Origin of the sequence: Pseudomonas sp. SM4 (assembly GCF_051913165.1) — a bacterium.
Classification (GTDB): Bacteria; Pseudomonadota; Gammaproteobacteria; order Pseudomonadales; family Pseudomonadaceae; genus Aquipseudomonas.
The window spans coordinates 50,959-74,842 of record NZ_JBODOE010000008.1 but is presented as its reverse complement, the minus strand read 5'-3'; the positions used below and the strand labels follow the sequence as shown (position 1 = coordinate 74,842).

The following is a 23,884-nucleotide window of genomic DNA, read 5'->3' as shown; positions in this document are numbered from 1 at the left end:
AACCGCATTCACAAGGCTTACAGGGCCAGAAAGCGCGATGAATAGCGTTCGCTTCGACAGTGTTTACATAGGCAGTTCAAAACACCTCAAACGAGGTTTTTTGCAATGAATCTGTTCAGTTTGCGGCGCCAGGCGCCGAGTCTTGATGACCTCGCGTTCGAGGCCAATTTCTCTGAAAACAGCGAAAGTCTTAACGCCGAGCGGCTGATGCCCAGTGTCGAACGGCCGCAGCAGGTATTCGTTCGTGGTCAGGGTTCGTGGCTATGGGACAGTAACGACCGCGCGTATCTCGACTTTTCTCAGGCCGGCGGCGCCAACAGCCTCGGCCACAGCCCGTCGGCGCTGGTCAAAGCCATCAGCAGTCAGGCGCAGGCGCTGATCAATCCCGGTTTCAACCTGCACAATCGCGGCATGCTCAGCCTCGCCGAGCGGCTGTGCGCCGCTACCGCCAGCGATCAGGCTTACCTGCTCAACAGCGGCAGCGAAGCCTGTGAAGCGGCGATCAAACTGGCACGCAAGTGGGGCCAACTGCATCGCGGCGGCGCCTCGCGGATTATTGTTGCGAAGCAGGGTTGTCATGGCCGCAGCCTGGCAACGATTTCTGCTTCGGACAGCTGCAATCTGCACAATCGTTTCGCGCCGTTGCTGCCGGGGTTCGATCCGGTGCCGTTCAACGACTTGCCAGCGCTGCACGCGGCGGTCGATGCGCAAACCGTGGCGATCATGCTTGAACCGACCCAGAGCGATGCCGGCGTTGTTCCGGCCACCGAGCATTACCTCAAAGGTGTCGAACGACTGTGCCGTGAGTTGGGCATTCTGCTGATCCTCGACGAAGTGCAAACCGGCATTGGTCGCTGTGGCACCTTGCTCGCGGAACAGTCCTACGGCGTGCGTGCCGATATCGTCGTGCTCGGCAAAGGGCTTGGCGGCGGTGTGCCGTTGGCGGCGCTGCTGGCGCGGGGCAGGGCCTGCTGTTTCGAGGCGGGCGAACTCGGCGGCACGCATCACGGCAACGCGCTGATGACCGCAGCCGGGCTGGTGGTGCTCGACAGTGTGCACGATCGCAGCTTTCTCCAGCAGGTCAACGACAACGGCCAGCACCTGCGCGAAGGCATGGCCCGCTTGGCGCACCGCTACGACCACGGCGAACTGCGCGGCCAAGGCCTGTTCTACGGACTGACCCTGTCGGACGATTGCGCCGACGCCGTCGTCCACGCCGCCTTGCACGAAGGCCTGCTGCTCAACGCCCCGCAAGCCAACTGCCTGCGCTTCACCCCGGCGCTCACCGTGAGCAAAACCAACATCGACGAAATGCTCCTGCGCCTGGGTCGCGCGTTCGCCCGCGTGCGCACCGCACAGCTGCAATGCCGCAAAGGGATTGCCGTCTGAGCTGAAGTTTCCTACCCGATTTCCAGAACCGTCTCGCGGTATAACGCACGCCCCACGCCTGATTCTTTTGGCGTGGGGCGTTTTTTTTGTGAGGTGGTGGCGATCAAATGGCAGTTGCACTGAACCCTGACGAACGGCGCGGGTCGATTAGCTTGTATGGCTCAAGTGAGCCAACCCCCATTCAGGAGCTGCCCCATGGATTTTATTCGCATCATCATCGCTATTCTGTTGCCACCACTGGGCGTGTTTCTGCAGGTCGGGTTTGGCGGGGCGTTCTGGTTGAACATTCTGCTGACGTTGTGCGGGTATATTCCGGGGATCGTGCATGCGGTGTACATCATCGCCAAGCGCTGAGTCAGCGGCATAAACCTGTAGGAGCTGCGGCACGCTGCGATCTTTTGATTTTAATTCGAGGATCAGGATCAAAAGATCGCAGCGTGCCGCAGCTCCTACAGGGAGAGGGTTTCAGTCTGTAAATCCCATCACCCGTCGATAGAATTTCCACTCCTGTTCCAGCGCATGCGCCTGATTGGTGGCGCGGCGGAAGCCGTGGCGCTCGTCGGGGTAATAATGGGCTTCGACCGGGATGCCGTTCTGCTCCAGTGCCGTGACCATGTCGCGGGTCTGTTGCGGGACAACCACTGCGTCGAGTTCACCCTGAAAGAAAATCACCGGCACGCGGATGTTGTCGGCGTGCAGTAGTGGCGTGCGGGCGGCGTAGCGTTCGGCGTCTCGCTCGGGATCGCCGATCAGCCAGTCCAGATAATCGCCTTCGAACTTATGCGTCGCCCGAGCCAACGCCACCGGATCGCTGACCCCGTAAAGGCTGGCGCCAGCGCGGAATACCTGCTTGAACGCCAATGCGCACAACGTGGTGTAACCGCCTGCGCTGCCGCCTCGAATGAACGCGCGATTACCGTCGATCAAACCCTGTTCGGCGAGATAGCTCACTACCGCGCAAGCGTCCTCGACATCCACCTCACCCCAGCTCAGATGCAACGCCTGACGATACTCCCGGCCATAACCGCTGCTGCCGCGATAGTTGAGATCGGCGACGGCGAAGCCGCGTTGCGTCCAGTATTGAATGCGCGGGTCGAGCATCGGATAGCAGGCCGACGTCGGGCCGCCATGGATGAACACCACCAGCGGCGGTTTCGTCTCGCCGCTCATGGCCGGATAGAAAAACCCATGCGCTTCGCCCGATCCGCTTGGATAACGCAACGTTTGCGGACGACTGATGCGCTGGGCGGGCAGGGGCGCCACGCCACCGGCCAGCACTTTCACTTCACGCGTTGCTCGATCAATGGCAATAACCGCCGAAGGGCTGATCGGCGAGGCCGCGATGCAGTAGATAAATTGCGCATCCAGAGCCAGATGACGGAAGCGGCTGTAGTCACCGGTGAAATCTTCATCGCCCAATGTCAGACGGCCAAAACCACCTTCACTCCGACTGGCTAAAACTGAATCTTCAACAGGTAACCAGGTGCAGCCGCCGAGTTGCCAAGGCGCCGGTGCATGATCGGCCTGAGCAGCGGGCAATGGCTTCAAACCATCAGAAGTCTCAGCCCATGGCTGCCAGAAACCACCGCGATCAGTCAGGCAATACAGCCGACCTTCAGCATCAAATCGTGGTTGTTGAATGGACTCTTCAATCTCGGCGCCAGCCACGCAGCGCGGCGAACTGAATGCACCGTCCGCCAGGCGCTCAGCCACCATCAGTCGAGTCGATGTCCACGGCTGGTGCGGTCGACTCCACTCGATCCACGCTAAACGCTGGCCATCCGGGCTGAGTGTTGGCGCCGCATAAAAATCCGCGCCCTCAACCAACAAATGTCGCGTCCCATCCGCCAGATCAATTGCCACCAGCCGATGTTGATCACGCTGTTCTTCCACCGCCAGCACCTGGCCGAAAGCAAAATGCACATCGCCATAACGACACTCGCCCGATGTCAGCGCCGCAGGCTCGCCATCCAGCGTCTGCCGATACAACTGCTGATCCGCCTCAGCGACGAAAACCACCCCATCCGGCGTCAGACAAAACGCGCCACCGCCATATTCGTACACCCGACTGCGCACACTGAAGCCATCCGGCGTCAGACATTTCGCCACACCATCGCGCCAATGCCAGATCCGGCACGCGGCATCTTCCGGACGATATTCATTCCAGAACAGCCCATTGGCGCCGAGTTGCAACTCGGCGAAGTCCATGCCGGCAGCGACGGCTTGCGAAGCGCTGAAAGGCTCAGCCCTTGGCGATGAGGCGTGAGTTTCGTTCATTGCGGAAGGCCAGTTGTTCGATGGTTTGGGTGGCGGTCTCGGCTTCTTCGCGGGCCTTGAGGATCACGCCGTGATGTTCGGATTTGCTGCACACAGGGTCAGCGTTGCTCGCATCACCGGTGAGCATGAATGCCTGGCAGCGGCAGCCGCCGAAGTCTTTTTCTTTCTCATCGCACGAGCGGCACGGCTCGGGCATCCAGTCGTAACCGCGAAAGCGGTTGAAGCCGAACGAGTCGTACCAGATGTGCTGCATGCTGTGATCGCGCACATTGGGAAATTGTACCGGCAGCTGTCGGGCGCCATGGCAGGGCAGGGCGGTGCCGTCCGGGGTGACCGTCAGAAAGATGCTGCCCCAACCGTTCATGCAGGCTTTCGGGCGCTCTTCGTAGTAATCCGGGGTGACAAAAATCAGCTTGCACGGATGCCCTTCGGCTTCCAGCTTCGCGCGGTATTCATTGGTGATGCGTTCGGCGCGCACCAGTTGTTCCTTGGTCGGTAACAGGCCGACACGATTGAGCTGCGCCCAACCGTAAAACTGGCAAGTGGCGAGTTCGACGAAGTCGGCTTCAAGCGCAATGCACAGCTCAATAATGCGGTCGATCTTGTCGATATTGTGCCGATGGGTGACGAAATTCAGCACCATCGGATAGCCGTGGGCCTTCACTGCGCGGGCCATTTCCAGCTTCTGCGCGAAGGCTTTTTTCGAGCCGGCGAGCAGGTTGTTCACTTGCTCGTCGCTGGCCTGGAAACTGATCTGGATGTGATCGAGGCCGGCCTTCTTGAAGTCGCTGATTTTCTGCTCGGTCAGGCCGATGCCGGAGGTGATCAGGTTGGTGTAGAAACCCAACTGCCGCGCTTCATGAATCAGCTCGGCGAGATCCTGACGCACCAGCGGCTCGCCACCGGAAAAGCCCAGTTGCGCCGCGCCCATCTCCCGCGCCTCGCGGAACACCTTGATCCATTGTTCTGTGGTCAGCTCTTTGCCCTGCTCGGCGAAATCCAGCGGATTGGAGCAGTACGGGCATTGCAGCGGGCAGCGATAAGTCAGCTCGGCGAGCAGCCACAGCGGCAGGCCGATATCAGGCTTGGGCGGCAGATCAGGCAAGTTCGATCCAGTGCTGAGCACGGGCAACCTCCATGAATTGCTCGATGTCATCACCGAGCTCGGGCACGCCGGGGAACTGCTCATCGAGTTTGGCAATGATCGCCGCGACATCGCGCTCGCCGTCAATCAAACCACCAATCAGCGCAGCCGTTTCGTTGAGCTTGATCATGCCTTCCGGATACAGCAGCACATGGCCTTTTTGCGCCGGTTCGTACTGGAAGCGGTAGCCGGGACGCCAGCTCGGTACTTTGCTGCGGTCGAAACTCATAAGGTGATTCCTTTATGCCAGACGCGTTGTTCGGTCACGCTGTGATACGGCGGGCGGTTCAGTTCGTAGGCCATGCTCATGGCATCGAGCATGCTCCAAAGAATGTCCAGTTTGAACTGGAGAATTTCCAGCATGCGCTCCTGGCCTTCGCGCGTCTTGTAGTGCTCCAGCGTAATCGCCAGACCGTGCTCGACATCACGCCGGGCCTGACCGAGGCGGGTGCGGAAGTATTCGTAACCGGTCGGGTCGATCCACGGGTAATGCTGCGGCCAGCTGTCGAGGCGCGACTGGTGGATCTGCGGCGCGAACAGTTCAGTCAGCGAGCTGCTGGCGGCTTCTTGCCAACTGGCGCGGCGGGCAAAGTTGACGTAGGCGTCGACGGCGAAACGCACGCCGGGCAATACCAATTCCTGGGAGCGCAGTTGATCCGGGTCGAGACCGACCGCTTGACCGAGGCGCAGCCAGGCTTCGATGCCGCCGTCTTCACCGGGGGCACCGTCGTGATCGAGCAGACGTTGAATCCATTCGCGGCGGATTTCCCGGTCCGGGCAATTGGCAAGGATCGCCGCGTCTTTCAGGGGGATGTTCACCTGATAGTAGAAGCGGTTGGCGACCCAGCCCTGAATCTGCTCGCGGGTGGCGCGGCCTTCATACATCGCCACGTGATACGGGTGGTAGATGTGGTAGTAGGCGCCTTTGGCGCGCAGGGCGGCTTCGAATTCGGTGGGGGACATTGGCGTGTCAGTCATGTCTGTTCTCCGGGAACAACCGTTGGATTCTGTGGTGTCTGTCAGGACGTCATCGCTGGCAAGCCAGCTCCCACAGGTTTTGTGTACGCCACAGAACCTTGTGGGAGCTGGCTTGCCAGCGATGGGGCCATCCGCTACAGCACAATACTCATGCCATCGAACGCCACTTCAACGTCACGCCGCGCCAACTCCGCACGCTCCGGCGAATCTTCGTCGAGAATCGGGTTGGTGTTGTTGATGTGGATAAGTACCTTGCGCTGCTCGGGCAGTTGCTCCAGCACTTCGAGCATGCCACCAGGCCCGTTCTGCGCCAGATGGCCCATCTCACGGCCAGTACGTGTGCCAACGCCGCGACGTTGCATTTCATCGTCGTCCCACATTGTGCCGTCGACCAACAGGCAATCGCTGCTCGCCATGATTTCCAGCAGTGGCGCATCGACCTTGCCCAGTCCCGGCGCGTAGAACAATTTGCCGCCGGTGTTCAGGTCTTCCACGATCAGGCCGATGTTGTCGCCCGGATGCGGATCGAAACGGTGCGGCGAGTACGGCGGCGCGGCGCTGCGCAACGGCAGCGGGGTGAAACGCAGGTTCGGGCACGCCGCCACAGTGAAGCTCTGATCGAGTTCGATGCGGTTCCAGTCCAGCCCACCATTCCAGTGCGTGAGCATCTTGAACAGCGGGAAACCGGTGCTGAGGTCTTCGTGAACCATGTCCGTGCACCAGACCTGATGCGGGCAGCCTTCGCGCAGGCTGAGCAGGCCGGTGGTGTGGTCGATCTGGCTGTCCATCAGGATGATTGCGCTGATGCCGGTGTCGCGCAGGGCACGGCCCGGTTGCATCGGGGCGAAGCTTTGCAGCTGCGCGCGGATGTCCGGCGAGGCGTTGCACAGCACCCAGTTCACGCCGTCATCGGAAATCGCGATGGACGATTGGGTGCGGGCCTTGGCATTCAGGCTGCCGTCGCGAAAGCCTGCGCAATTGACGCAGTTGCAGTTCCACTGCGGAAAACCGCCGCCAGCGGCCGAACCCAGAATCTGGACGAACATGAACACTCCATCATTTCAACGCGGAAAATAAAACGCCCCGGCGAGCCGAGGCGTTGCACTGCAGTTCTATGTAAGCAGAACTCAGCGGCTGGCGAAGTACATGGTGACTTCGAAGCCGATACGCAGGTCGGTGTAAGCCGGTTTTGTCCAGGACATGGTGTGTCTCCTCAGGGTGGGTGGGATAGCGCTGTCCATAGTTATAGTCCACGGCAGCGCAGAGATGTTCCAAATAGTTAGGCTGCTATGTTACTCAAAATTTCCGGGTAAATGCCCGTGAATCTTTGAGAAAGCTCCTTGCAGCCTCGGTAATGATCAATTTGTCGCTTGCCACGGGGTTTCGCACGCTGGATCGCTGGCGAGGCAGAGCCAGCCGCCGTCTGCGTTGATCAAGCGTTGAGCAGCCGCGAGCAATGTCTGGCGATCCAGTTGATGGATGGCGGCGGTCAACTGTTCAAGAAAATCCGACGAGTGGCCCGCGAGTTTTGCCTGCCAGAGCAATTCAGCCGCCTCTTTGCTGGCCAGTGTGGCGTCGTCGAATTGATTGCCGAGGTTTTGCCGGTGGCGGCTGAGGCTGGCCTCATCGAGCTGTTCGATCAGCGCGGGCATGCCGTTGAGAAACTGTTGGATATGCCCAAGCAACGCCGCAGGTTTGGCATTTGGCGATTGCACGCCGAAGAGGAGGCCGGTCTGGCCTTGCATCTGGCGCAACGCACTGAACACCGCGTAGCCCAAGTGCAATTCGACTCGCAGACGTTGGTAGAAGGGCGTCTGACCAAGTTGCGCGAGCATTCGCCAGGCGGCTTCGTCGGCGATGTCGCGGTTGGCGGTCGGGCAATACAGCAGCAAGGCGTGTTCGCTGGCGCCGGTATTGATGTAGCTCCAGTGTTTTTGCTCTTTAATCGTCGTCGGCGTTGGCAGCTGATTGTCCGGGATCCCGGGAATACGGCTCAGCGCCAGGCCCATGGCAGATTGCGTGTGTGGGTTGAGCCCCAGAGCGAGGCCGTCCCAACGCGAAGTTGTCCACAGGTGATTCGCGTCATCGCCGGTTTTGGCTGATGGCAGAACATGTTCCGGCAGCATTTCAAGCAGTTGGCGAATGGGGATCAGCGGCGGTTTCGGCTCAGCAAGCGATGAATCGGCGTCAACCTGTGTCAGACATTTCAGCGCGTGCTCGAGGACGCCGGGCATTGGCTCCTGCAATCCGGTGAGTTTCAGTAGCCACTGATTGCCAGTGGCGCTGAAAATCAGCTCGACGCCGGCCTCACGCGCATCTTGCTGCGTTTGCCGAAGACTGCGCTGCAACCGCGATTGCAGATCAGTGCTGGCGGCGGCCTCCATCTGCCAACGTAGATAAATCGCGCCTGCATCAGTGCTGTCCGGCAACGCTTGGCTGAACTGCATTGGCGAGCGTTCACGACGGCCGCGCGAACGATCCTGAGCGAACGTGCGCAGGCCTCGGTGGGCGCTGGTCTGGCCGCGAATCAGTCCGGCATTGGCCAACGGTTCATTGGCTCGCAGGAAAGGATTGGCGGCAGGCAGGTGCCAATGATCGCTGAAGTTATCCACAGTGCCGATTTCGCCGAGGATCTGTGAGAGGGCTGTTACGCCTGTCTCGGACAGGCCATTTTCCAATTGCTCACTGTCCAGCCGCGCCAGTTGCAGGGCGCCGCTGACTTGCTGCTGACGTTCAAGCAGGGCCGCGTATTCCTTGCGCAATGGCGTCCAATCTTGCTGAGCAAAGAAACTCAGCCAATCGAGCAGTTGTTCGCGAATAGCGTTTAACGATTCCGCTGGAGCGGTGAATTCCAGATGCAACAACGCTTGCCCGTCGAAGTGATAAACCGGCGCGGCGTTCAATCCATCTGCCAGTTTTTGCTCCTGCAAATGCGCGAGCAGCCCGCCGGGTTTTGAGCTGTTCAGCCAATGACAAAGAAAAGCCAAAGCCTCGACGGATGACTCAGGCAAGGCATCAAACGCAAACAGCAGATTGCCGCGTCGCTCACTGACCTGTTGATAACTTTTCACCGCCAGCGGCACGGTTGCCGCCTGCGCAACGTTATCCCCAACCGGCAAAGCCGCCGCGAATTGCTCAGCGAGCGCTTTCAACTCTTCGAGGCTCTGCGGCCCGACCAAGCTCAGTGTCATCTGCCCCGTCTGATAAAACTGCTGATGGAAATCGTTGAGCGCCTGTTGAAATGCCGGCTGCTCAATGTGCAGGCTGTCCCGATTCCCTGCATGAAACCCGCGCAACGGATGCTCTGCGGGTAAACCTTCGTACAAGGAAAACTGCTGCTGCGCTGCAGGATCCTGCGACCAAGCGGCAAATTCCGCCTGCAACACTTCCCGTTCCCGCAACTGATCGTCCAGATTCATACGCGGCTTGGCGAGCATGTCTGACAGACGCTCCAGCCCATCGCTGAACGAGCGCGTCGGCAACTCAAAGAAAAAGTCAGTGGTGCGTTCGCGAGTGCTGGCATTGACCTGGCCACCTTGACCTTGCACGTAGGCCATCAGCCCTTCGCTCGTAGGAAAACGCTCGGTGCCGAGAAACAGCAAATGCTCGAGAAAATGCGCCAGCCCCGGCCACTCCAGCGGCACGTCATGGCTACCGGCAGCCACGCGCAACGCGGCGGCGCTGCGCTTCAGGCCGGGTAAATGACGCAGGGTCACACGCAAGCCGTTGGCCAGGGTTTCAGTGTGGGGGCGGGGGTGAGTCGGCGCAGGCATGGGCACTTCCAGAACAGTGAAGTGCCAATGCTAGCGGATTAGCGCCGGTTGAGCGCGCCGTAAAGCTCCGGGCGGCGGTCGCTGAGGTAGCGGTTGGCGGCGCGGGAGTCGAGCATCAACTGTCGATCCAGTTCGCCGATGATCAGCGCTTCGTCGAGTCCGGCCTGGGCGATGCGGCTGCCATCCGGTGCGGCGAGGCTGCTTTGCCCGCAGTAGTGGATGTCGCCTTCGCTGCCGCAATAGTTGGCGTAGGCCACGTAGCACTGGTTTTCGAAGGCGCGCGATCGCACGGTGACGTCAGCAACGAAATCGAACGGAATCATGTTCGCCGTCGGCACCAGAATCAGCTCGGCGCCGGCGAGCGCCAGACGGCGGGTGTTCTCCGGAAACTCGAGGTCGTAGCAGATCAGGAAACCGAGCTTCCAGCCGTTGAGTTCGACGATCGGAAAATCATCGTCGCCGGGGCTGAACATCGAGCGATCCAGATCACCGAACAGATGCGTTTTGCGGTAATTGCACAAGCGCTCGCCGTGCGAATCGATCAGTTGCACGGCGTTGTAAATCTGCTCGTCGGCGGTGCGTTCCGGATAGCCATAAACAATCGCCAGACCCGCAGCCTTGGCGATCCGCCCGATCTGCTGCGCCCATTCACCGTTGTAGACCTCGGCCAAGGTGCTGACCGCTTCGGGGCCAATGTTGTAGCCGGTCATGAACATCTCCGGCAGCACCAGCAGATCCGCGCCCTTGGCCTCCATCGCCACTTGATGCAAGCGTTGCAGGTTGGCGGCGGGTTCCAGTGGCAGCGGTGGACATTGGTAAAGGGCTACACGCATCAGGGATTCCTCTTACTCGGGCAGGGCGATAGGGCCGATGTCTTTGAACACGTCACCGGGGCCCGGGTTCGCTTTATGTGTCGACCCGCCGAAATGTTTCATGATCCCCCACACCGCGTTGAGCGAGGTTTGCACCGCACCTTCGACCCAGGCCGGCGTCCACGAAACGTCGTCGCCGGCGATGAAAATCCCGCGTTGCTCGGCCGGCATCTCGTCCTGCATGAAGTGCGCGTACATGCGCTGGTTGTAGCGATAGTGGCCGGGCAGGGCACCTTTGAAGGCACCGAGGAAGTACGGGTCGGCTTCCCACGACACGGTGATCGGATCGCCAATGATTCGCGCGGCGATATCGACTTTTGGGTAGATTTTTTTCAGTGCGTTCAGCGCCAGTTCTACGCGTTTTTCCACCGGGTGCGGGAGCATTTTCAATGCGTCACTCATCCACGAATACGACAGGCAGACCACGCCCGGTTTGTCATCGCCATTGTCGAACAGATAGGTGCCACGGGTCAGGCGATCGGTGAGGGTCATGCTCATCAAGTCGCGGCCGGTTTCTGGATCTTTATCCTTCCAGAACGGACGGTCGACCATCACGAACGTCTTCGACGACTGCATGTAGCGAGTGCGGTCGAGGGCCATCCACATCTTCTGCGAGAACAGGGTTTCGTCGCATTCGATCTGCGTGGTCAGCAGCCAGCTCTGGCACGTGGTCAGCACGGCGGCGTATTCGCGGGTGTCGCCATTGTTGTCGGTGACCGCGAAACGGCCATCCAGCGCATGAGCGATTTTCTTCACGCCGGAGCGCGGCGCGCCACGGTGCAGGGATTTCAGGCTGGTGCCTTCAGGCCAATGCACGCAGCGCTCCGGCACATGCCGCCAGATGCCTTGCGGCACTTGCTCGACGCCGCCGACCACCAGGTGTTGGTGATCGTCGCAGTTGGTCATCACCACGCGGAAGATTTCCAGCATCGAATTCGGGAAGTCCGAGTCCCAGCCGCCAGTGCCAAACCCAACCTGACCGAACACTTCGCGGTGATGGAACGACAGTTTGGCGAAGGCCTCGGAAGTGGCGACGAAGTCATAGAACGTGCGGTCGTCCCACAGCGGCACCAAGGTATTCCACAGCTCTTTCAGGCGCGGCACGTCACGGTCGCGAATGGCTTGCTGGATGTCGGCGAACTGCGAGCCAGCCTCCAGCGCATCCGCCCAGGCGTCAGCCACTTCCTGAAACAGCGCAGGAAGATCCGCCAGTTTCCGCGCGTAATGGGTTTTGCCTTCCAGATCGATCACGGTGCTGCCGGAGGCTGGCGTCAGCGGGTTCGGGAAAGGTTTGGTTTCGAGGCCGAGCTTGTCGACGTAGTGATAGAACGCGGTGGACGACACCGGGAAGCGCATACCACCGAGTTCAGCGACGATGCCGTCAGTGCCGTTGAACGCTTGCGAACGCAAACGCCCGCCCAGCTTTGACGCTTCATACACCACCGGTTTCAAGCCGAGTTTCATCAACTCGTAAGCCGCCACCAAACCAGCGATGCCCGCACCGACGATCGCCACTTCTGCGCCATGATTGTGTTCAGGGATAGTGCCGAGACCGGCCGGGTGTTCGATCCAGTCGTCAAACGCGAACGGAAAGTCCGGGCCGAAAATGGTGACTGGTTTCTTACCGTCTGCAGGATGGCGATTGTTCTTGTTCATGGCTGACCTTGCTGGCGACCCGACGCGGAATGCGCGTCTGAGTATAGGAAAAGATGCCAGCCATTCTAGGGAGCGTGGAACACGTTAATAAGACGCAAAGTGTCGTCGTTTTGCCAATAACCTGATCAGTATGACGATCATTCGCTACACACTGTCCCTTGTAGGAGCAAGGCTTGCCCGCGAAGAGGTCCATCCACCAACCGAAAAATCATGATCAACACTCAAACCGGCTGCCCCCGATCAACCTTGCTACTCAAAATAATCGAAGTCGTGGTCTTCTCGACCCCATCCACGCCGCCAATCTGATCGAGTAACTGATCCAGCTGCTCCGGCGAATCGCTGCGCAACCACGCCACATAATCAAACTCGCCACTCACCGCACACAACTGCTGCACCTGCGCCATCGCACTCAACCGGCGCACCACCTCCTTGCCGGAACGCGGCTGCACCTTGATCCCGACGTAGGCCTGCAAGCCGCCATCGACCACCCGCTGACCGAGACGCACGCCATAGCCGGTAATCACTTTGGCTTTTTCCAGCCGCGCCAATCGAGAGGTCACGGTGGTGCGCGCAATGCCCAATTGCCGAGCAAGCATGGCCACGCTTTCGCGGGCGTTGATTTGCAGGGCGGCGATCAGCTGACGATCGATTTCATCGAGCGCGGGTGGGCGGGTGTCGGGCAAGGGGGCGGTTCCATGGGTGTGGGGGCGGTGAGTACGCATGTTACAGACACTGTCTGCAACACGCTTGCAGGCGATGTTTGAATTGTTCACCCAAGAATCGATGGCATCGTTGCGCTGAAACAATACATCGGATATTTGATTTGACTTGGTTGGCCTATTTATCAAGAATGCCAGCAAGAGCGCGAAATCCGCTGCCTTGCAGGGCATTAGTGGACGTAGGTACCTCAGCGATGCTGCAACATCGGTGTAAGGTGAGACCTCTTCATCCCATTTCCTGAGGATGCAAATATCAGGATTCAAATATTAAGGGCAGCCAAATGGCTGCCCTTTTCTTTGTCTTCAAGAATGTACCGCTTGTACAAAAGCTCGCCTTGGCGGTGTTTGTTCATCGCTCTGGCGGGCGCGTGCATGTAGTTCCAGAGGACATGCCCGTTTCGCACATCGACCACGACAAGCATGTCGTTTTTTGCCTCGTAGGCGTTAATGAATGCCATTCGGTATCCGCCGTTATCGTAGAGTACTTTCCATACTTCAAAAGGTCCCGTCAGCGTATCTATGGCATGTCGAACATAACGTTCTCGGGAATCTGGACGTTTCTCGACGATGTGGGCCAGTTTGTCTCTCAGGATCGCGACGTTCCCGATGGGCGTGAGGATGGTAACGGCCAATAATGACTCGTCGACAAACCCAAAGTGATCCGAGAGGATTTTGAGCGCGCCTTCTGCGTCCTCGGCCCTTTTTACCTCTTCTATTGCGGCTGACCGAAGTTCTCTCGATAAGGTTCTGAGATCGGGTAAGGCGAGGTCGATCCAGGTTTGCTGGTCGGCTGCTTCCTTATCAGTGGCGCAGCATTCACGAGCATGAAATCGATCCTGGGCGGGCGGAGGCGTCCGGAGATTACTGTCGGAATAAGTCCTCAACAAGGTAGAAACGGTGCAGAAAACATAGGTTAGGAATACTCCTACAGACCTTGCAGTTGTATTCCTAACAGTGCGCTGGTGGGTGGAAAGATACCCGGCTAAAAGGCCCGCGCAATTTGTGCATGATCGCGATGGCGATCCTAGGCATGGCGGGCATGTTCTTGATTGGTATTAAGCCTGTGGCTTCCGATTTCGACGGGTTTCCAAGCCCGACCGCTGATAAGCAGCGACGTCTCAAGAGTATCCCGTCAAACCAACGCCAAACAGGCGCAACACTTCTCAAAACCACAGCTTCGGAACTTGCCTACAGCCTTCGGGGAAGTCTTCCGAACATTGCGCTCGCCAACACTGACCCCCAACCACTCGCCCAAGAAAAAGCCGCGCATTTAGCGCGGCTTTCAATTTGGTGGGCCCACACGGACTTGAACCGTGGACCAAAGGATTATGAGTCCTCTGCTCTAACCAACTGAGCTATAGGCCCTCAGTAGGTCGCGGATTATAGCGACGGTTTCTCGGCTGTGCTATCCGAATAATCCGATACGGTTACACGCAGAAACGTAGCGGCGAATTCTTCCGGGGGCAGCGGCAGGCTGACGATGTAGCCCTGGATCTGTTCGCAGCCTTCGGCGGCGAGGAATTGCTGTTGCGCCTGGGTTTCCACGCCCTCGGCGATCACGGTGAATTGCATGCTGCGACCGAGGGCGATGATGGCGCGGACAATCGCGGCATCGTGCGGGTCGTCAGGCAGTCCGCGGACGAAGGACTGGTCGATTTTGAGGATGTCGAGCGGCAAGCGCTTGAGGTAGCTGAGGGAGGAATAGCCGGTGCCGAAGTCGTCGATCGCCAGTTGCACGCCGAGGTGTTTGAGTTGGTGCAGCACCGCCAGCGCCTCTTCGGCCTGACTCATGATGAAATTCTCGGTAATTTCCAGTTGCAGTAAATCCGGTTGCAGGCGGTTGTCCTTGAGCAGTTGTTCGATGCGCCCTAACAGGTTGGGCTGGCGCAGTTGCGCGCCGGCGAGGTTGACCGAGAGCGGGCCGAGGCTGTCGTAGACCTGATTCCATTCAAACATCTGGCGGCAGGCCGTTTCCAGTACCCAATCGCCGATCTGCAGGATCATGCCGTTCTCTTCGGCCAGCGGGATGAAGTGCTCCGGCGGCACGTCGCCGAAAGTCGGGTGACGCCAGCGGATCAGTGCTTCGGCGCCGACCAAGCTGTGATCTTCCAGGCTGATCTTCGGTTGGTAATAGAGAAACAGTTCATCGCGCTCAATGGCCCGGCGCAGTTCGTGCTCCAGTGCCACGCGCTCGCTGGCCTGGGCGGTGAGGTCGCGAGTGTAGCTTTCGACGCGGTTGCGGCCCTTGGCCTTGGAACGGTACATCGCCGCGTCAGCGTTTTTCACCAGCGTGGCGACGTCGCAACCATCGCGCGGATAAAGACTGGTGCCGATGCTGGCGCTGATGAAAAACTCGTGTTCACCGGCCTGGAACGGCGCGCCGAAGCAGTTGAGCAGTTTGGTGGCGATGTTGTCGGCGTCGCTGGGCTGTTGCAGGCCGGGCAGCAGGATGATGAATTCATCGCCACCCAGGCGCGCAACGGTGTCGATGTCGCGCAACTGCTCTTTCAAGCGCACGGCAATGCCCTTGAGCAGCAGGTCGCCGACCGGGTGACCGAGACTGTCGTTGATGTGTTTGAAGCGGTCGAGGTCGAGAAACAGCACCGCGCCCTGACCGCCGTTTTCCTGCTGACTGTTAAGCGCCATGAGCAAGCGACTTTCAAACAGCGTGCGGTTTGGCAGGCCGGTCAGTGGGTCATGGTGAGCCTGGTAATCGAGCTTGGCCTGCGCGTGCTTGAGGCTGGAAATGTCGGCAAACACTGCGACAAAGTGAGTGATGAATTTATCGCGGTTGCGCACGGCACTGATGGTCAGCCAGCTCGGGTACAGCTCGCCGTTCTTGCGCCGGTTGGAGATCTCGCCTTGCCAGTGACCCTCGTCGGTCAACTGATGCCACATCGCCGCATAAAACGCGCTGTCGTGCAGGCCGGAGGCGAGCAAGCGTGGCGTATGACCAAGCGCTTCGCTTTCGCTGTAGCCGGTGATTTCGGTGAAGGCTCGATTGACCGCGCTGATGTGCTGCTGCGTGTCGGTGATCAATACGCCTTCGGCGGTGCTCTCGAATACGGTCGCGGCTTGTTGCAGTTTTTCCTGCATCAGATGGCGTTCAGTGATATCGCGGGCGATGGTCAGCATGCAGTCTTCATCGCCGATCGGCAGTGGTCGGCTGGAGACCTCGCAGAGGCGAATCTGCCCGTCGCTGCGGCGGATATGGCAGGTGAAGTCGCGGACAAAACCGTCGCGATGCAACAGGTCGAGCATCTGTTTACGCTCGTTGAGATTGACCCAGATGCCCAGATCCAGTGCCGAGCGATCCACTGACATGGCGCTGTTGAAACCGGTGATGCGGCTGAAGCCTTCGTTGACCTCCAGCAGCAGACCATCGCTCTGGCGCGACAGCAACAAACCGTCCGGCGAGGCGTGGAAGGCCTTGGCGAATTTCTCCTCGGAGGTTTGCAGTTGCTGTTGGGTTTCCTTGAGCTGGGTAATGTCGCGCACCACGACCACCAGTGCAGGCGTGGTGTCGAGGTCGAATGGCTCTGCAGAAATCAGGCCGGTGAATACCTGGCCGTTGTTGCGGCGAAAGGGCATTTCCAGATTGCGAATGCTGCCCGCCTGCAAGCGCTGCAAAAGGCCTGGGCCGACCCCGGGAATGCCCCAGATATTCAGGTCGGTGGCGGTCTGGCCGATGACTTCTTCGGCCTTCAATCCAATCTGTTCCTCAAAGGCTTCGTTGACCTCCAGCAGGCAGCCGTCGGACAACCGCGCAATCACCAGAATGTCCGGGCATTGCTGAAACACCGAAGCGAATTTCTGCTCTGACAGGCGCAGTGCTTCTTCGGTGCGCTTGGTTTCGCTGATGTCGATCATCAGACCGCGCATCACCGGTTCGTGGCCGTGCTCGATCAGGCTGACGATGTCGCGCACCCACAGGCAGCGACCGTCGGCAGTGATCACCCGGTAATCGAGACTGTGATCGCGCCCGGCCAGCACTTCGTGGTCGCAGAAGCTCTGGGCGCGAGTCAGGTCTGCCGGGTAGATGATGTTGCGCCAGAACCCCGGAATCAGCCAATGCGACAGCGGATATCCAAGCAAGTCTTCGGCGTGCGGTGAGACGTAGCTGTAGGTGAAGTCGCTCATCCGGGCTTCCCAGGCGATCGCCGACAGGCTCTCCACCAGACCGCGATAGTGATACTCGCTGCTGCGCAGTTCTTGTTCGAGGTCGATGCGCCGGGCAATTTCCGAACTCAGACGCCGGTTGATGCGGATCACCACGGCCAACACGCCCACCAAGAGCAGCAGGCCTGGCAGCCCGTAAATCAGCAGATCTGACCAGAACGTCCGATGATCGAGGACGTTGCCGACCCAGTGTTCTTGAATGCTGCTGATTTCGGCCGGACTCATATCAGCCAGGACTTTGTCGATAATCCCTACCAATATCTTGTTGTCGCGCGGTACGCCCATCGCCAGTTGGTAGCGATAGGGGGTTTCGCCGCTGACGTAGAGGCCATCGAGTTTCAGTTGGCGCAGGCTCCAGACGCTGGACGCCAGATCGCCGACCACCGCGTCGACTTCGTCGGTGGCCAGCGCCTGCAGTGCGGAACTGACGTTGGGCATGGCCACCAGGTTCAGGTCCGGGTGGTGGGTGCGCAGCAACTCATGCGGCGCGTAGTTTTCCACCACGGCGATTTTCAGGCCGTACAAGTCTTCAAGTTTGCGCGGCTGAGCACCGCCGACGTGGGCGAGGATGACAATCGGGAAGTCCAGATAGGGGCGGGTGAACGACAGATAGGACTGGCGCTCGGGGGTGGACATGATGCCCGGCAGCAGGTCGATCTTGCCCTGTTTGACCTGTTCCAGCACCTCCGTCCAGCTCACCGGTTCGATTGGCGTCAGTTTGATCGCCAGACGCTGGCGAATCACGTCGATATAGTCGGCCGCCAAGCCCTGATAACGCGCCTGATCATCGCGAAACTCAAAGGGCGGCCACGACGCATCGACACCCAGGTGCAAGTCCGGGTGAGCCGCCAGCCAGCTACGTTCTTCATCGGTCAGAGTCAGCGCGTCAGCCGTTGCGGTCCAGATCATCAGTGACAGCAAAAAAAGCACGGACGCCAATCTGGGCATAACGCTCTCGTTATGGCTCGGGGATGATTGTTTCGAGTGTAGACGGGGTATGCGGGGGAGGGGGGATGCGCGGGATTTAATCTGCCACATAAACAAAACCCCCGGCCTGGGCCGGGGGTTCTGGTATCACTCGTCGAGGAAGGAGCGCAGATGCTCGCTTCGCGTCGGGTGGCGCAGCTTGCGCAGCGCCTTGGCTTCGATCTGACGGATCCGCTCACGCGTTACGTCAAACTGTTTGCCCACTTCTTCGAGTGTGTGGTCGGTGTTCATGTCGATACCGAAACGCATGCGCAGTACTTTGGCTTCACGGGCAGTGAGGCCGGACAGCACTTCGCGAGTCGCTTCTTTAAGGCTCTCAACAGTGGCGACATCGATTGGCGACTGCATGGTCGAGTCTTCGATGAAGTCACCCAGATGGGAGTCTTCGTCATCACCGATCGGCGTTTCCATGGAGATCGGCTCTTTAGCGATCTTCAATACCTTGCGGATTTTATCCTCAGGCATTTCCATGCGTTCGCCCAGCTCTTCCGGGGTCGGTTCGCGACCCATTTCCTGCAACATCTGCCGGGAAATACGGTTGAGCTTGTTGATCGTCTCGATCATGTGCACCGGAATACGGATGGTGCGGGCCTGGTCGGCGATCGAGCGAGTGATCGCCTGACGGATCCACCAGGTGGCATAAGTCGAGAACTTGTAACCACGACGGTATTCGAACTTGTCTACCGCTTTCATCAAGCCGATGTTGCCTTCCTGGATCAGATCGAGGAATTGCAGGCCGCGGTTGGTGTACTTCTTGGCGATCGAGATCACCAGACGCAAGTTGGCTTCAACCATCTCTTTCTTCGCGCGGCGGGCCTTGGCCTCACCGATCGACATGCGACGGTTGATGTCCTTGATTTCAGCGATGGTCAGACCGGTCTCGGTTTCCAGCGCGATCAGTTTCTGCTGGCAACGGATGATGTCCGGCTGCACACGGCCGATGGCTTCGGCGTACTTGCTCTTGCCTTTGGCCAGGGCGTCGGACCAGCTTTCGTCGACTTCGTTGCCAGGGAACTGACGCAGGAAATCGGCGCGTGGCATACGTGCATCACGTACGCACAGCTGCATGATCGCGCGCTCTTGCTGACGCAGACGATCCAGGGCACCGCGAACACGTTCAACCAAACCTTCGAATTGCTTCGGTACCAGTTTGATCGGCATGAACAGCTCGGCCAGAGCCAGCAATTCGGCAATCGTTGCCTTGTTGCTGCGACCGTGCTTTTTCAGGGCCTTGCGGGTGATTTCCATCTGGTCGGCGACCGCGCCAAAACGCTGGGCGGCGATAACCGGATCCGGACCGCTTTCGGCTTCTTCTTCGTCATCGGAAGATTCGGCTTCATCGTCGTCGGTTTCGTCGTCGGCTTTCGCGACTTTCGCTTCGACAGGCGGCGGCACTTCGGCAGGCGGCGCAATGCCGTCGTCCGGGTCGATATAACCGCTCAGGACGTCGGACAGGCGGCCACCTTCGGTGGTCACACGAGTGTACTCGGAGAGAATATGGTCAACCGTGCCAGGGAAGTGCGCGATTGCGCTCATCACTTCACGGATGCCTTCTTCGATTCGTTTGGCGATTTCAATTTCGCCTTCACGAGTCAGAAGCTCGACCGTACCCATTTCACGCATGTACATGCGCACCGGGTCAGTGGTGCGACCGATATCGGTCTCCACCGCTGCCAACGCGGCGGCTGCTTCTTCCGCAGCGGCCTCGTCGGTATCGGCGTCGGCCAACATAAGGGCGTCCGCATCCGGAGCACTCTCGTGTACGGGGATCCCCATGTCGTTAATCATGCGGATGATGTCTTCCACCTGCTCTGGATCTGAAATATCCTCGGGCAGGTGGTCGTTGACCTCGGCGTAAGTCAGATACTTCTGCTCACGACCCAGTTTGATCAACTCAATAATACGAGACTGCTGTTGCGCTTTTCCGGACATAACACCCTATCCACTGAAGGTCTTGGCGGGCAAAAAACAAGCCGAGGATTATACCTGAGCTATGACCTCACGCGCCAGTTGAGGTCGGGTTTGATGCGGAAACATTGCGACTAAGAAGGTCGCGCAGTTGATTTTTCTCTTCAATACTCAGTTCGCTTTGACGGGCTTTCCTGAGTAACTGTTCAAGATTTCGCTCGCGTTGGCGGGCTGACAAGCTAGTAATGGTGTCGAAAAACTGTTGTTCAAGGTTATCTCCATCAATCAGCCACTCTTTTTCTGCCAGCGCCTTGAGCAGGCGACCCTGTTCAGTGCCGTGCCATCGCGCGATCAACTGAAATGAGTTTAGCTTGGGATTCTTCTGTACGGCTTCGAGCAGCGCCACAAGCAACTGGGCGTTGGTCTGATTTTCGTCCGCAATGTGCCCGGCGTCCTCGACGCGCTCAGCCAATTGCGGGTGATGTAGCAGTGTTCGCAGGGCGGTCAGGGTTGGCGATTCCACGCCAATCGGCGTGCGCGGGCGTTGTTGGTCGCGATCGCCGCCACGCTTGCCGTTCTTGTCCCAGGGCTTCTTGTCCCACTTCTTGCCGCCAGCGCCGGGTTTCTTCGGCGTCCACTCCTGCTGCGGCACATACATGTCCTGTGCCTGCGGCTGATGGTAGTCGCTGTAGTCCGGCATTGCGTCGTAATTGATGCCCGGGTCGTAAGCGGGCGGCGCTTCCTGCGGCGCGCTTTGCACCAGCTGACTGACGGTCTCGCTGCTCAGTCCGGTGATTTCGCTCAGGCGCTGACGCATCAGGATGCGCAGGTTGGCGCCTGGCACTTTGTCGATCAACGGTGCGGCGAGGGTGGCCATATGGGCCTTGCCTTCGAGCGAGCGCGGGTCGGCTTCTTCGGTCAGTTGCTGGAAGAAATAATCCGCCAACGGCTGAGCATGTTGATTGATTCGCGCCTTGAACGCATCGGTGCCTTCGGCGCGCACCAGGGTATCCGGGTCTTCGCCTTCGGGCAGGAACAGGAATCGCGCGCGACGCCCGTCCTGCAGGCTCGACAACGTTGCTTCGAGTGCCCGCCATGCAGCGTTGCGGCCAGCCTGGTCGCCGTCGAAGCAGAACAGCACGTTCGGCACGACGCGAAACAGGCGCTTCAAGTGTTCTTCGCTGGTCGCGGTGCCCAGCGTTGCGACGGCATTTTTCAGGCCTTGTTGGGCGAGAGCGATGACGTCCATATAACCTTCGACGACGATGATTTCATCGAGGTTGCGGTTGTTCTTGCGTGCTTCATAAAGGCCGTAGAGTTCCTGACCTTTATGGAAAACCGGGGTTTCCGGGGAGTTCAGGTACTTCGGTTTGTCGTCGCCGAGTACGCGGCCACCGAAGGCGATGATGCGGCCACGGGTGTCGCGGATCGGGAACATCACGCGATCGCGGAAGCGGTCATAGCGTTTGCCGGTTTCGGCGTTCTCGATCAGCAGCCCGGCGTCGATCATGGCTTTTTGCTGAAGGGTGTCGCTGCTCAAATGTTTGAACAGGTTATCCCAGCCTGGCGGCGCGAAGCCGAGGCCGAAATCCCGGGCGATCTCGCCGGTCAGGCCGCGACCCTTGAGGTAATCCACGGCCGCTTTGCGCGCGGGGTGGCTCTTGAGGGCCTGTTTGTAAAAATCGGCAGCGGCAGTGAGCAACGGATAGAGCGGCGAATCAGTCGGTTGCCGTGGCTTGCGCTCGCGGCCGCTTTCTTCGCGGGGGATTTCCATGCCGGCGGCTTTCGCCAGATCTTCGATGGCCTGGGGGAAATCCAGGTTGTCGTGATCCATGAGAAAGCCGAGGGCATTACCGCCGGCGCCGCAGCCGAAGCAGTAATAGAACTGCTTGTCGGGGCTGACGCTGAACGACGGGGTTTTCTCTTTGTGAAACGGGCAGCAGGCGGTGTAATTCTTGCCGGCCTTCTTCAATTGCACGCGCGAACTGACCACGTCGACGATGTCGGTGCGGTTCAGCAGGTCGTCAATGAAGCTCTGGGGTATCAGCCCGGCCATGGCGTTCTCGTCGTCTGCGCTGCAATAAGTCCGATGCGTAAGGCTGCCGGACGCGGGTCGTTGTTTGAAGCACGCAAAAGGTGCGGCTCGACCGGTGTCGTCTGCGTAATCGCTGTCGGGAAGTGTATCTGCCGAAAATCCACTGACGTTAGTACCTATCAGTCTTCGACTATTTGAAAGTGTTGCGCTGAATCCGCTGACGGCCGGTTGAGGGCCTCGGATAGCTCAATAAAGCGGGCACGCATGCAGGTGCCTTGGGCTGATCGTCGTGAGAGGAATCAGTGGGTGTGCTCGTCAGTAGCCTTGAAAGGCTCGTCAGAAAAGACGTGCACCGCTGGCAAAAGAGCCAGGTCTGACGTGTGAAGCAGATTCGTCTAAGTCGCGTGTGCGGCTTCGACGTTGAAGCATCAAGCGTTTTACGCAAATGCCATTAGCCCGGCTGAGAGCCGGGCTTAGGCAAAGAAGCTTGCTACGAACGTCTGTGTATTAGTACAGACGAACGGCGCGGCGCTGTTCGCGCTGAACTTTCTTGGCGTGACGCTTAACAGCGGCTGCTGCTTTGCGCTTACGCTCAGAAGTTGGCTTCTCGTAAAATTCGCGGCTACGAACTTCAGCCAGTACACCGGCTTTTTCGCAGGAGCGCTTGAAACGACGCAGAGCTACGTCGAAGGGTTCGTTCTCTTTAACTTTGACGGCTGGCATCCAGAGCTACCTTCATTCATTACCGGGGTCAACATCCTCGCGGCAAAAGAGCACTTGAAGACGTCGGTTTTTAAGGGTTGCGGATGTTAACCCCTCATCGCTCGGAATGCAAAGCCTCTGATCGAAAACCGCTGGTCGGGGCATCCCGCGGCGACTATTATGCGCGCCTTCGAAGTCAGCCTAAACAAGGCGCAAACCCATGCTAGTACTGGGATTAGAAACCTCCTGCGACGAAACCGGCGTCGCATTATATGACAGTGAGCGCGGTCTGCTGGCCGACGCACTGTTTAGTCAGATCGACCTGCACCGCGCCTATGGCGGTGTGGTGCCGGAGCTCGCCTCGCGTGACCACGTCAAACGCATGCTGCCCTTGATTCGTCAGGTGTTGGCCGAAGCGGACTGTGTACCCACCGAGATCGACGCGATCGCCTATACCGCGGGTCCTGGCCTGGTTGGCGCGTTGCTCGTCGGCGCTTCCTGCGCTCAGGCGCTGGCGTTTGCCTGGGGCATTCCGGCGCTCGGCGTGCACCACATGGAAGGGCATTTGCTCGCACCGATGCTGGAGCCAAAACCGCCGGAATTCCCGTTCGTCGCTTTGTTGGTCTCGGGCGGTCATACGCAGCTGGTTCAGGTCGATGGCATCGGTCAATACACCTTGCTCGGCGAGACGCTCGACGATGCTGCCGGCGAAGCGTTCGACAAAACCGCGAAGATGATGGGCCTCAATTATCCGGGCGGGCCGGAAATCGCCAAGTTGGCGGAGAAGGGCGTTGCAGGACGTTTCACCTTTCCGCGTCCGATGTGCGATCGCCCGGGCCTGCAATTCAGCTTCAGCGGTCTGAAAACCTCCGCGCTCAACGCCTGGCAGCAGTGCGTCAGCGCCGGGGACGACAACGAGCAAGCCCGTTGCGACATCGCGCTGGCGTTCCAGCAGGCCGTGGTGGAGACTTTGACCATCAAGTGCAAGCGCGCCCTGAAACAGGCAGGCATGAAGCGTCTGGTGATCGCTGGCGGCGTCAGTGCCAACAAGGCCTTACGCGTTTCGCTGGAGAAGATGCTCGGCGACATGAAGGGCGATGTGTTTTATGCACGTCCAGAGTTCTGCACCGACAACGGCGCGATGATCGCGTTTGCCGGTTGCCAGCGTTTGCAGGCCGGTCAGCAGGAAAGTCTGGCGATCAGCGTGCAGGCGCGCTGGCCGATGGAGCAATTGTCGGCGTTGTGATGAGCGGCGCTCATGAGCG

18 protein-coding genes and 1 tRNA gene are annotated in these 23,884 nt (G+C 59.2%); 3 read left to right on the top strand and 16 right to left on the bottom strand.

The window, feature by feature from the left end; all coding sequences use genetic code 11:
• Nucleotides 1-105: 105 nt before the first annotated feature.
• Nucleotides 106-1,389: an aspartate aminotransferase family protein gene (locus ACQ4MY_RS16440; RefSeq protein ID WP_440095834.1), complete on the top strand. Its 1,284-nt coding sequence runs from the start codon at nt 106-108 to the stop codon at nt 1,387-1,389.
• A 195-nt stretch (nt 1,390-1,584) separates the two neighbouring features.
• The gene (locus ACQ4MY_RS16435; RefSeq protein ID WP_003228885.1) at nt 1,585-1,743 is read left to right on the top strand and encodes a YqaE/Pmp3 family membrane protein; all 159 of its coding nucleotides are present in this window, start codon (nt 1,585-1,587) and stop codon (nt 1,741-1,743) included.
• Nucleotides 1,744-1,854: 111 nt separating this feature from the next.
• On the opposite strand, the gene ACQ4MY_RS16430 is transcribed toward ACQ4MY_RS16435, so the two are convergent.
• From ACQ4MY_RS16430 to rpsU, 16 genes are all read right to left on the bottom strand, one after another.
• Nucleotides 1,855-3,666, bottom strand: a complete 1,812-nt coding sequence (locus ACQ4MY_RS16430; protein ID WP_440095833.1) for a prolyl oligopeptidase family serine peptidase — start codon at nt 3,664-3,666, stop codon at nt 1,855-1,857.
• Nucleotides 3,632-4,792: a pyrroloquinoline quinone biosynthesis protein PqqE gene (gene pqqE, locus ACQ4MY_RS16425; protein ID WP_440095832.1), complete on the bottom strand. Its 1,161-nt coding sequence runs from the start codon at nt 4,790-4,792 to the stop codon at nt 3,632-3,634. Before pqqE ends, ACQ4MY_RS16430 begins: the two co-directional genes overlap by 35 nt.
• Nucleotides 4,764-5,039, bottom strand: a complete 276-nt coding sequence (gene pqqD, locus ACQ4MY_RS16420; RefSeq protein WP_008085169.1) for a pyrroloquinoline quinone biosynthesis peptide chaperone PqqD — start codon at nt 5,037-5,039, stop codon at nt 4,764-4,766. Before pqqD ends, pqqE begins: the two co-directional genes overlap by 29 nt.
• On the bottom strand, nt 5,036-5,788 hold the full coding sequence (gene pqqC, locus ACQ4MY_RS16415; RefSeq protein WP_042561405.1) for a pyrroloquinoline-quinone synthase PqqC: 753 nt from the start codon (nt 5,786-5,788) through the stop codon (nt 5,036-5,038). The genes pqqD and pqqC overlap by 4 nt, the downstream gene beginning before the upstream one ends.
• Before the next feature lie 134 nt (nt 5,789-5,922).
• Complete coding sequence (pqqB, locus tag ACQ4MY_RS16410) at nt 5,923-6,834, bottom strand: pyrroloquinoline quinone biosynthesis protein PqqB (RefSeq protein ID WP_008085173.1); 912 nt, start codon at nt 6,832-6,834, stop codon at nt 5,923-5,925.
• A gap of 81 nt (nt 6,835-6,915) precedes the next feature.
• Nucleotides 6,916-6,990, bottom strand: coding sequence for a pyrroloquinoline quinone precursor peptide PqqA (pqqA, locus tag ACQ4MY_RS16405; RefSeq protein ID WP_003422658.1), 75 nt, complete (start codon nt 6,988-6,990; stop codon nt 6,916-6,918).
• Between the two features lie 156 nt (nt 6,991-7,146).
• Nucleotides 7,147-9,561, bottom strand: coding sequence for a pyrroloquinoline quinone biosynthesis protein PqqF (pqqF, locus tag ACQ4MY_RS16400; protein WP_440095830.1), 2,415 nt, complete (start codon nt 9,559-9,561; stop codon nt 7,147-7,149).
• A gap of 38 nt (nt 9,562-9,599) precedes the next feature.
• Nucleotides 9,600-10,394, bottom strand: coding sequence for a carbon-nitrogen hydrolase family protein (locus ACQ4MY_RS16395; RefSeq protein ID WP_440095829.1), 795 nt, complete (start codon nt 10,392-10,394; stop codon nt 9,600-9,602).
• A 12-nt stretch (nt 10,395-10,406) separates the two neighbouring features.
• Nucleotides 10,407-12,089 carry a flavin monoamine oxidase family protein gene (locus ACQ4MY_RS16390; RefSeq protein ID WP_440095828.1) on the bottom strand — a complete coding sequence of 561 codons (1,683 nt, stop codon included), beginning with the start codon at nt 12,087-12,089 and terminating at the stop codon, nt 10,407-10,409.
• Between the two features lie 221 nt (nt 12,090-12,310).
• On the bottom strand, nt 12,311-12,772 hold the full coding sequence (locus ACQ4MY_RS16385; protein ID WP_008085178.1) for an Lrp/AsnC family transcriptional regulator: 462 nt from the start codon (nt 12,770-12,772) through the stop codon (nt 12,311-12,313).
• Nucleotides 12,773-13,068: 296 nt separating this feature from the next.
• The gene (locus ACQ4MY_RS16380) at nt 13,069-13,695 is read right to left on the bottom strand and encodes a PBECR2 nuclease fold domain-containing protein (RefSeq protein ID WP_440095827.1); all 627 of its coding nucleotides are present in this window, start codon (nt 13,693-13,695) and stop codon (nt 13,069-13,071) included.
• A 401-nt stretch (nt 13,696-14,096) separates the two neighbouring features.
• A tRNA-Ile gene (locus tag ACQ4MY_RS16375) sits at nt 14,097-14,173 on the bottom strand.
• Between the two features lie 15 nt (nt 14,174-14,188).
• Nucleotides 14,189-17,935: an EAL domain-containing protein gene (locus ACQ4MY_RS16370; RefSeq protein WP_440095826.1), complete on the bottom strand. Its 3,747-nt coding sequence runs from the start codon at nt 17,933-17,935 to the stop codon at nt 14,189-14,191.
• A gap of 126 nt (nt 17,936-18,061) precedes the next feature.
• The gene (rpoD, locus tag ACQ4MY_RS16365) at nt 18,062-19,906 is read right to left on the bottom strand and encodes an RNA polymerase sigma factor RpoD (protein WP_008085181.1); all 1,845 of its coding nucleotides are present in this window, start codon (nt 19,904-19,906) and stop codon (nt 18,062-18,064) included.
• Between the two features lie 67 nt (nt 19,907-19,973).
• Nucleotides 19,974-21,938 carry a DNA primase gene (dnaG, locus tag ACQ4MY_RS16360; RefSeq protein ID WP_440095825.1) on the bottom strand — a complete coding sequence of 655 codons (1,965 nt, stop codon included), beginning with the start codon at nt 21,936-21,938 and terminating at the stop codon, nt 19,974-19,976.
• A 486-nt stretch (nt 21,939-22,424) separates the two neighbouring features.
• Entirely contained in the window at nt 22,425-22,640 is a 216-nt protein-coding gene (rpsU, locus tag ACQ4MY_RS16355; RefSeq protein WP_002551877.1) for a 30S ribosomal protein S21, read from the bottom strand.
• A 199-nt stretch (nt 22,641-22,839) separates the two neighbouring features.
• On the opposite strand from rpsU, the gene tsaD reads away from it, so the two are divergent.
• Nucleotides 22,840-23,865, top strand: coding sequence for a tRNA (adenosine(37)-N6)-threonylcarbamoyltransferase complex transferase subunit TsaD (tsaD, locus tag ACQ4MY_RS16350; RefSeq protein WP_008085183.1), 1,026 nt, complete (start codon nt 22,840-22,842; stop codon nt 23,863-23,865).
• The last annotated feature ends 19 nt before the right edge of the window (nt 23,866-23,884 follow it).

Excerpts from the sequence above, each read along its gene's own strand:
- ACQ4MY_RS16440 (WP_440095834.1), top strand. The coding sequence starts at position 106 with ATGAATCTGTTCAGTTTGCGGCGCCAGGCGCCGAGTCTTGATGACCTC.
- ACQ4MY_RS16435 (WP_003228885.1), top strand. The coding sequence starts at position 1,585 with ATGGATTTTATTCGCATCATCATCGCTATTCTGTTGCCACCACTGGGC.
- ACQ4MY_RS16430 (WP_440095833.1), bottom strand. The coding sequence starts at position 3,666 with ATGAACGAAACTCACGCCTCATCGCCAAGGGCTGAGCCTTTCAGCGCT.
- pqqD (WP_008085169.1), bottom strand. The coding sequence starts at position 5,039 with ATGAGTTTCGACCGCAGCAAAGTACCGAGCTGGCGTCCCGGCTACCGC.
- pqqC (WP_042561405.1), bottom strand. The coding sequence starts at position 5,788 with ATGACTGACACGCCAATGTCCCCCACCGAATTCGAAGCCGCCCTGCGC.
- pqqB (WP_008085173.1), bottom strand. The coding sequence starts at position 6,834 with ATGTTCGTCCAGATTCTGGGTTCGGCCGCTGGCGGCGGTTTTCCGCAG.
- pqqF (WP_440095830.1), bottom strand. The coding sequence starts at position 9,561 with ATGCCTGCGCCGACTCACCCCCGCCCCCACACTGAAACCCTGGCCAAC.
- ACQ4MY_RS16395 (WP_440095829.1), bottom strand. The coding sequence starts at position 10,394 with ATGCGTGTAGCCCTTTACCAATGTCCACCGCTGCCACTGGAACCCGCC.
- ACQ4MY_RS16390 (WP_440095828.1), bottom strand. The coding sequence starts at position 12,089 with ATGAACAAGAACAATCGCCATCCTGCAGACGGTAAGAAACCAGTCACC.
- ACQ4MY_RS16370 (WP_440095826.1), bottom strand. The coding sequence starts at position 17,935 with ATGCCCAGATTGGCGTCCGTGCTTTTTTTGCTGTCACTGATGATCTGG.
- rpoD (WP_008085181.1), bottom strand. The coding sequence starts at position 19,906 with ATGTCCGGAAAAGCGCAACAGCAGTCTCGTATTATTGAGTTGATCAAA.
- dnaG (WP_440095825.1), bottom strand. The coding sequence starts at position 21,938 with ATGGCCGGGCTGATACCCCAGAGCTTCATTGACGACCTGCTGAACCGC.
- rpsU (WP_002551877.1), bottom strand. The coding sequence starts at position 22,640 with ATGCCAGCCGTCAAAGTTAAAGAGAACGAACCCTTCGACGTAGCTCTG.
- tsaD (WP_008085183.1), top strand. The coding sequence starts at position 22,840 with ATGCTAGTACTGGGATTAGAAACCTCCTGCGACGAAACCGGCGTCGCA.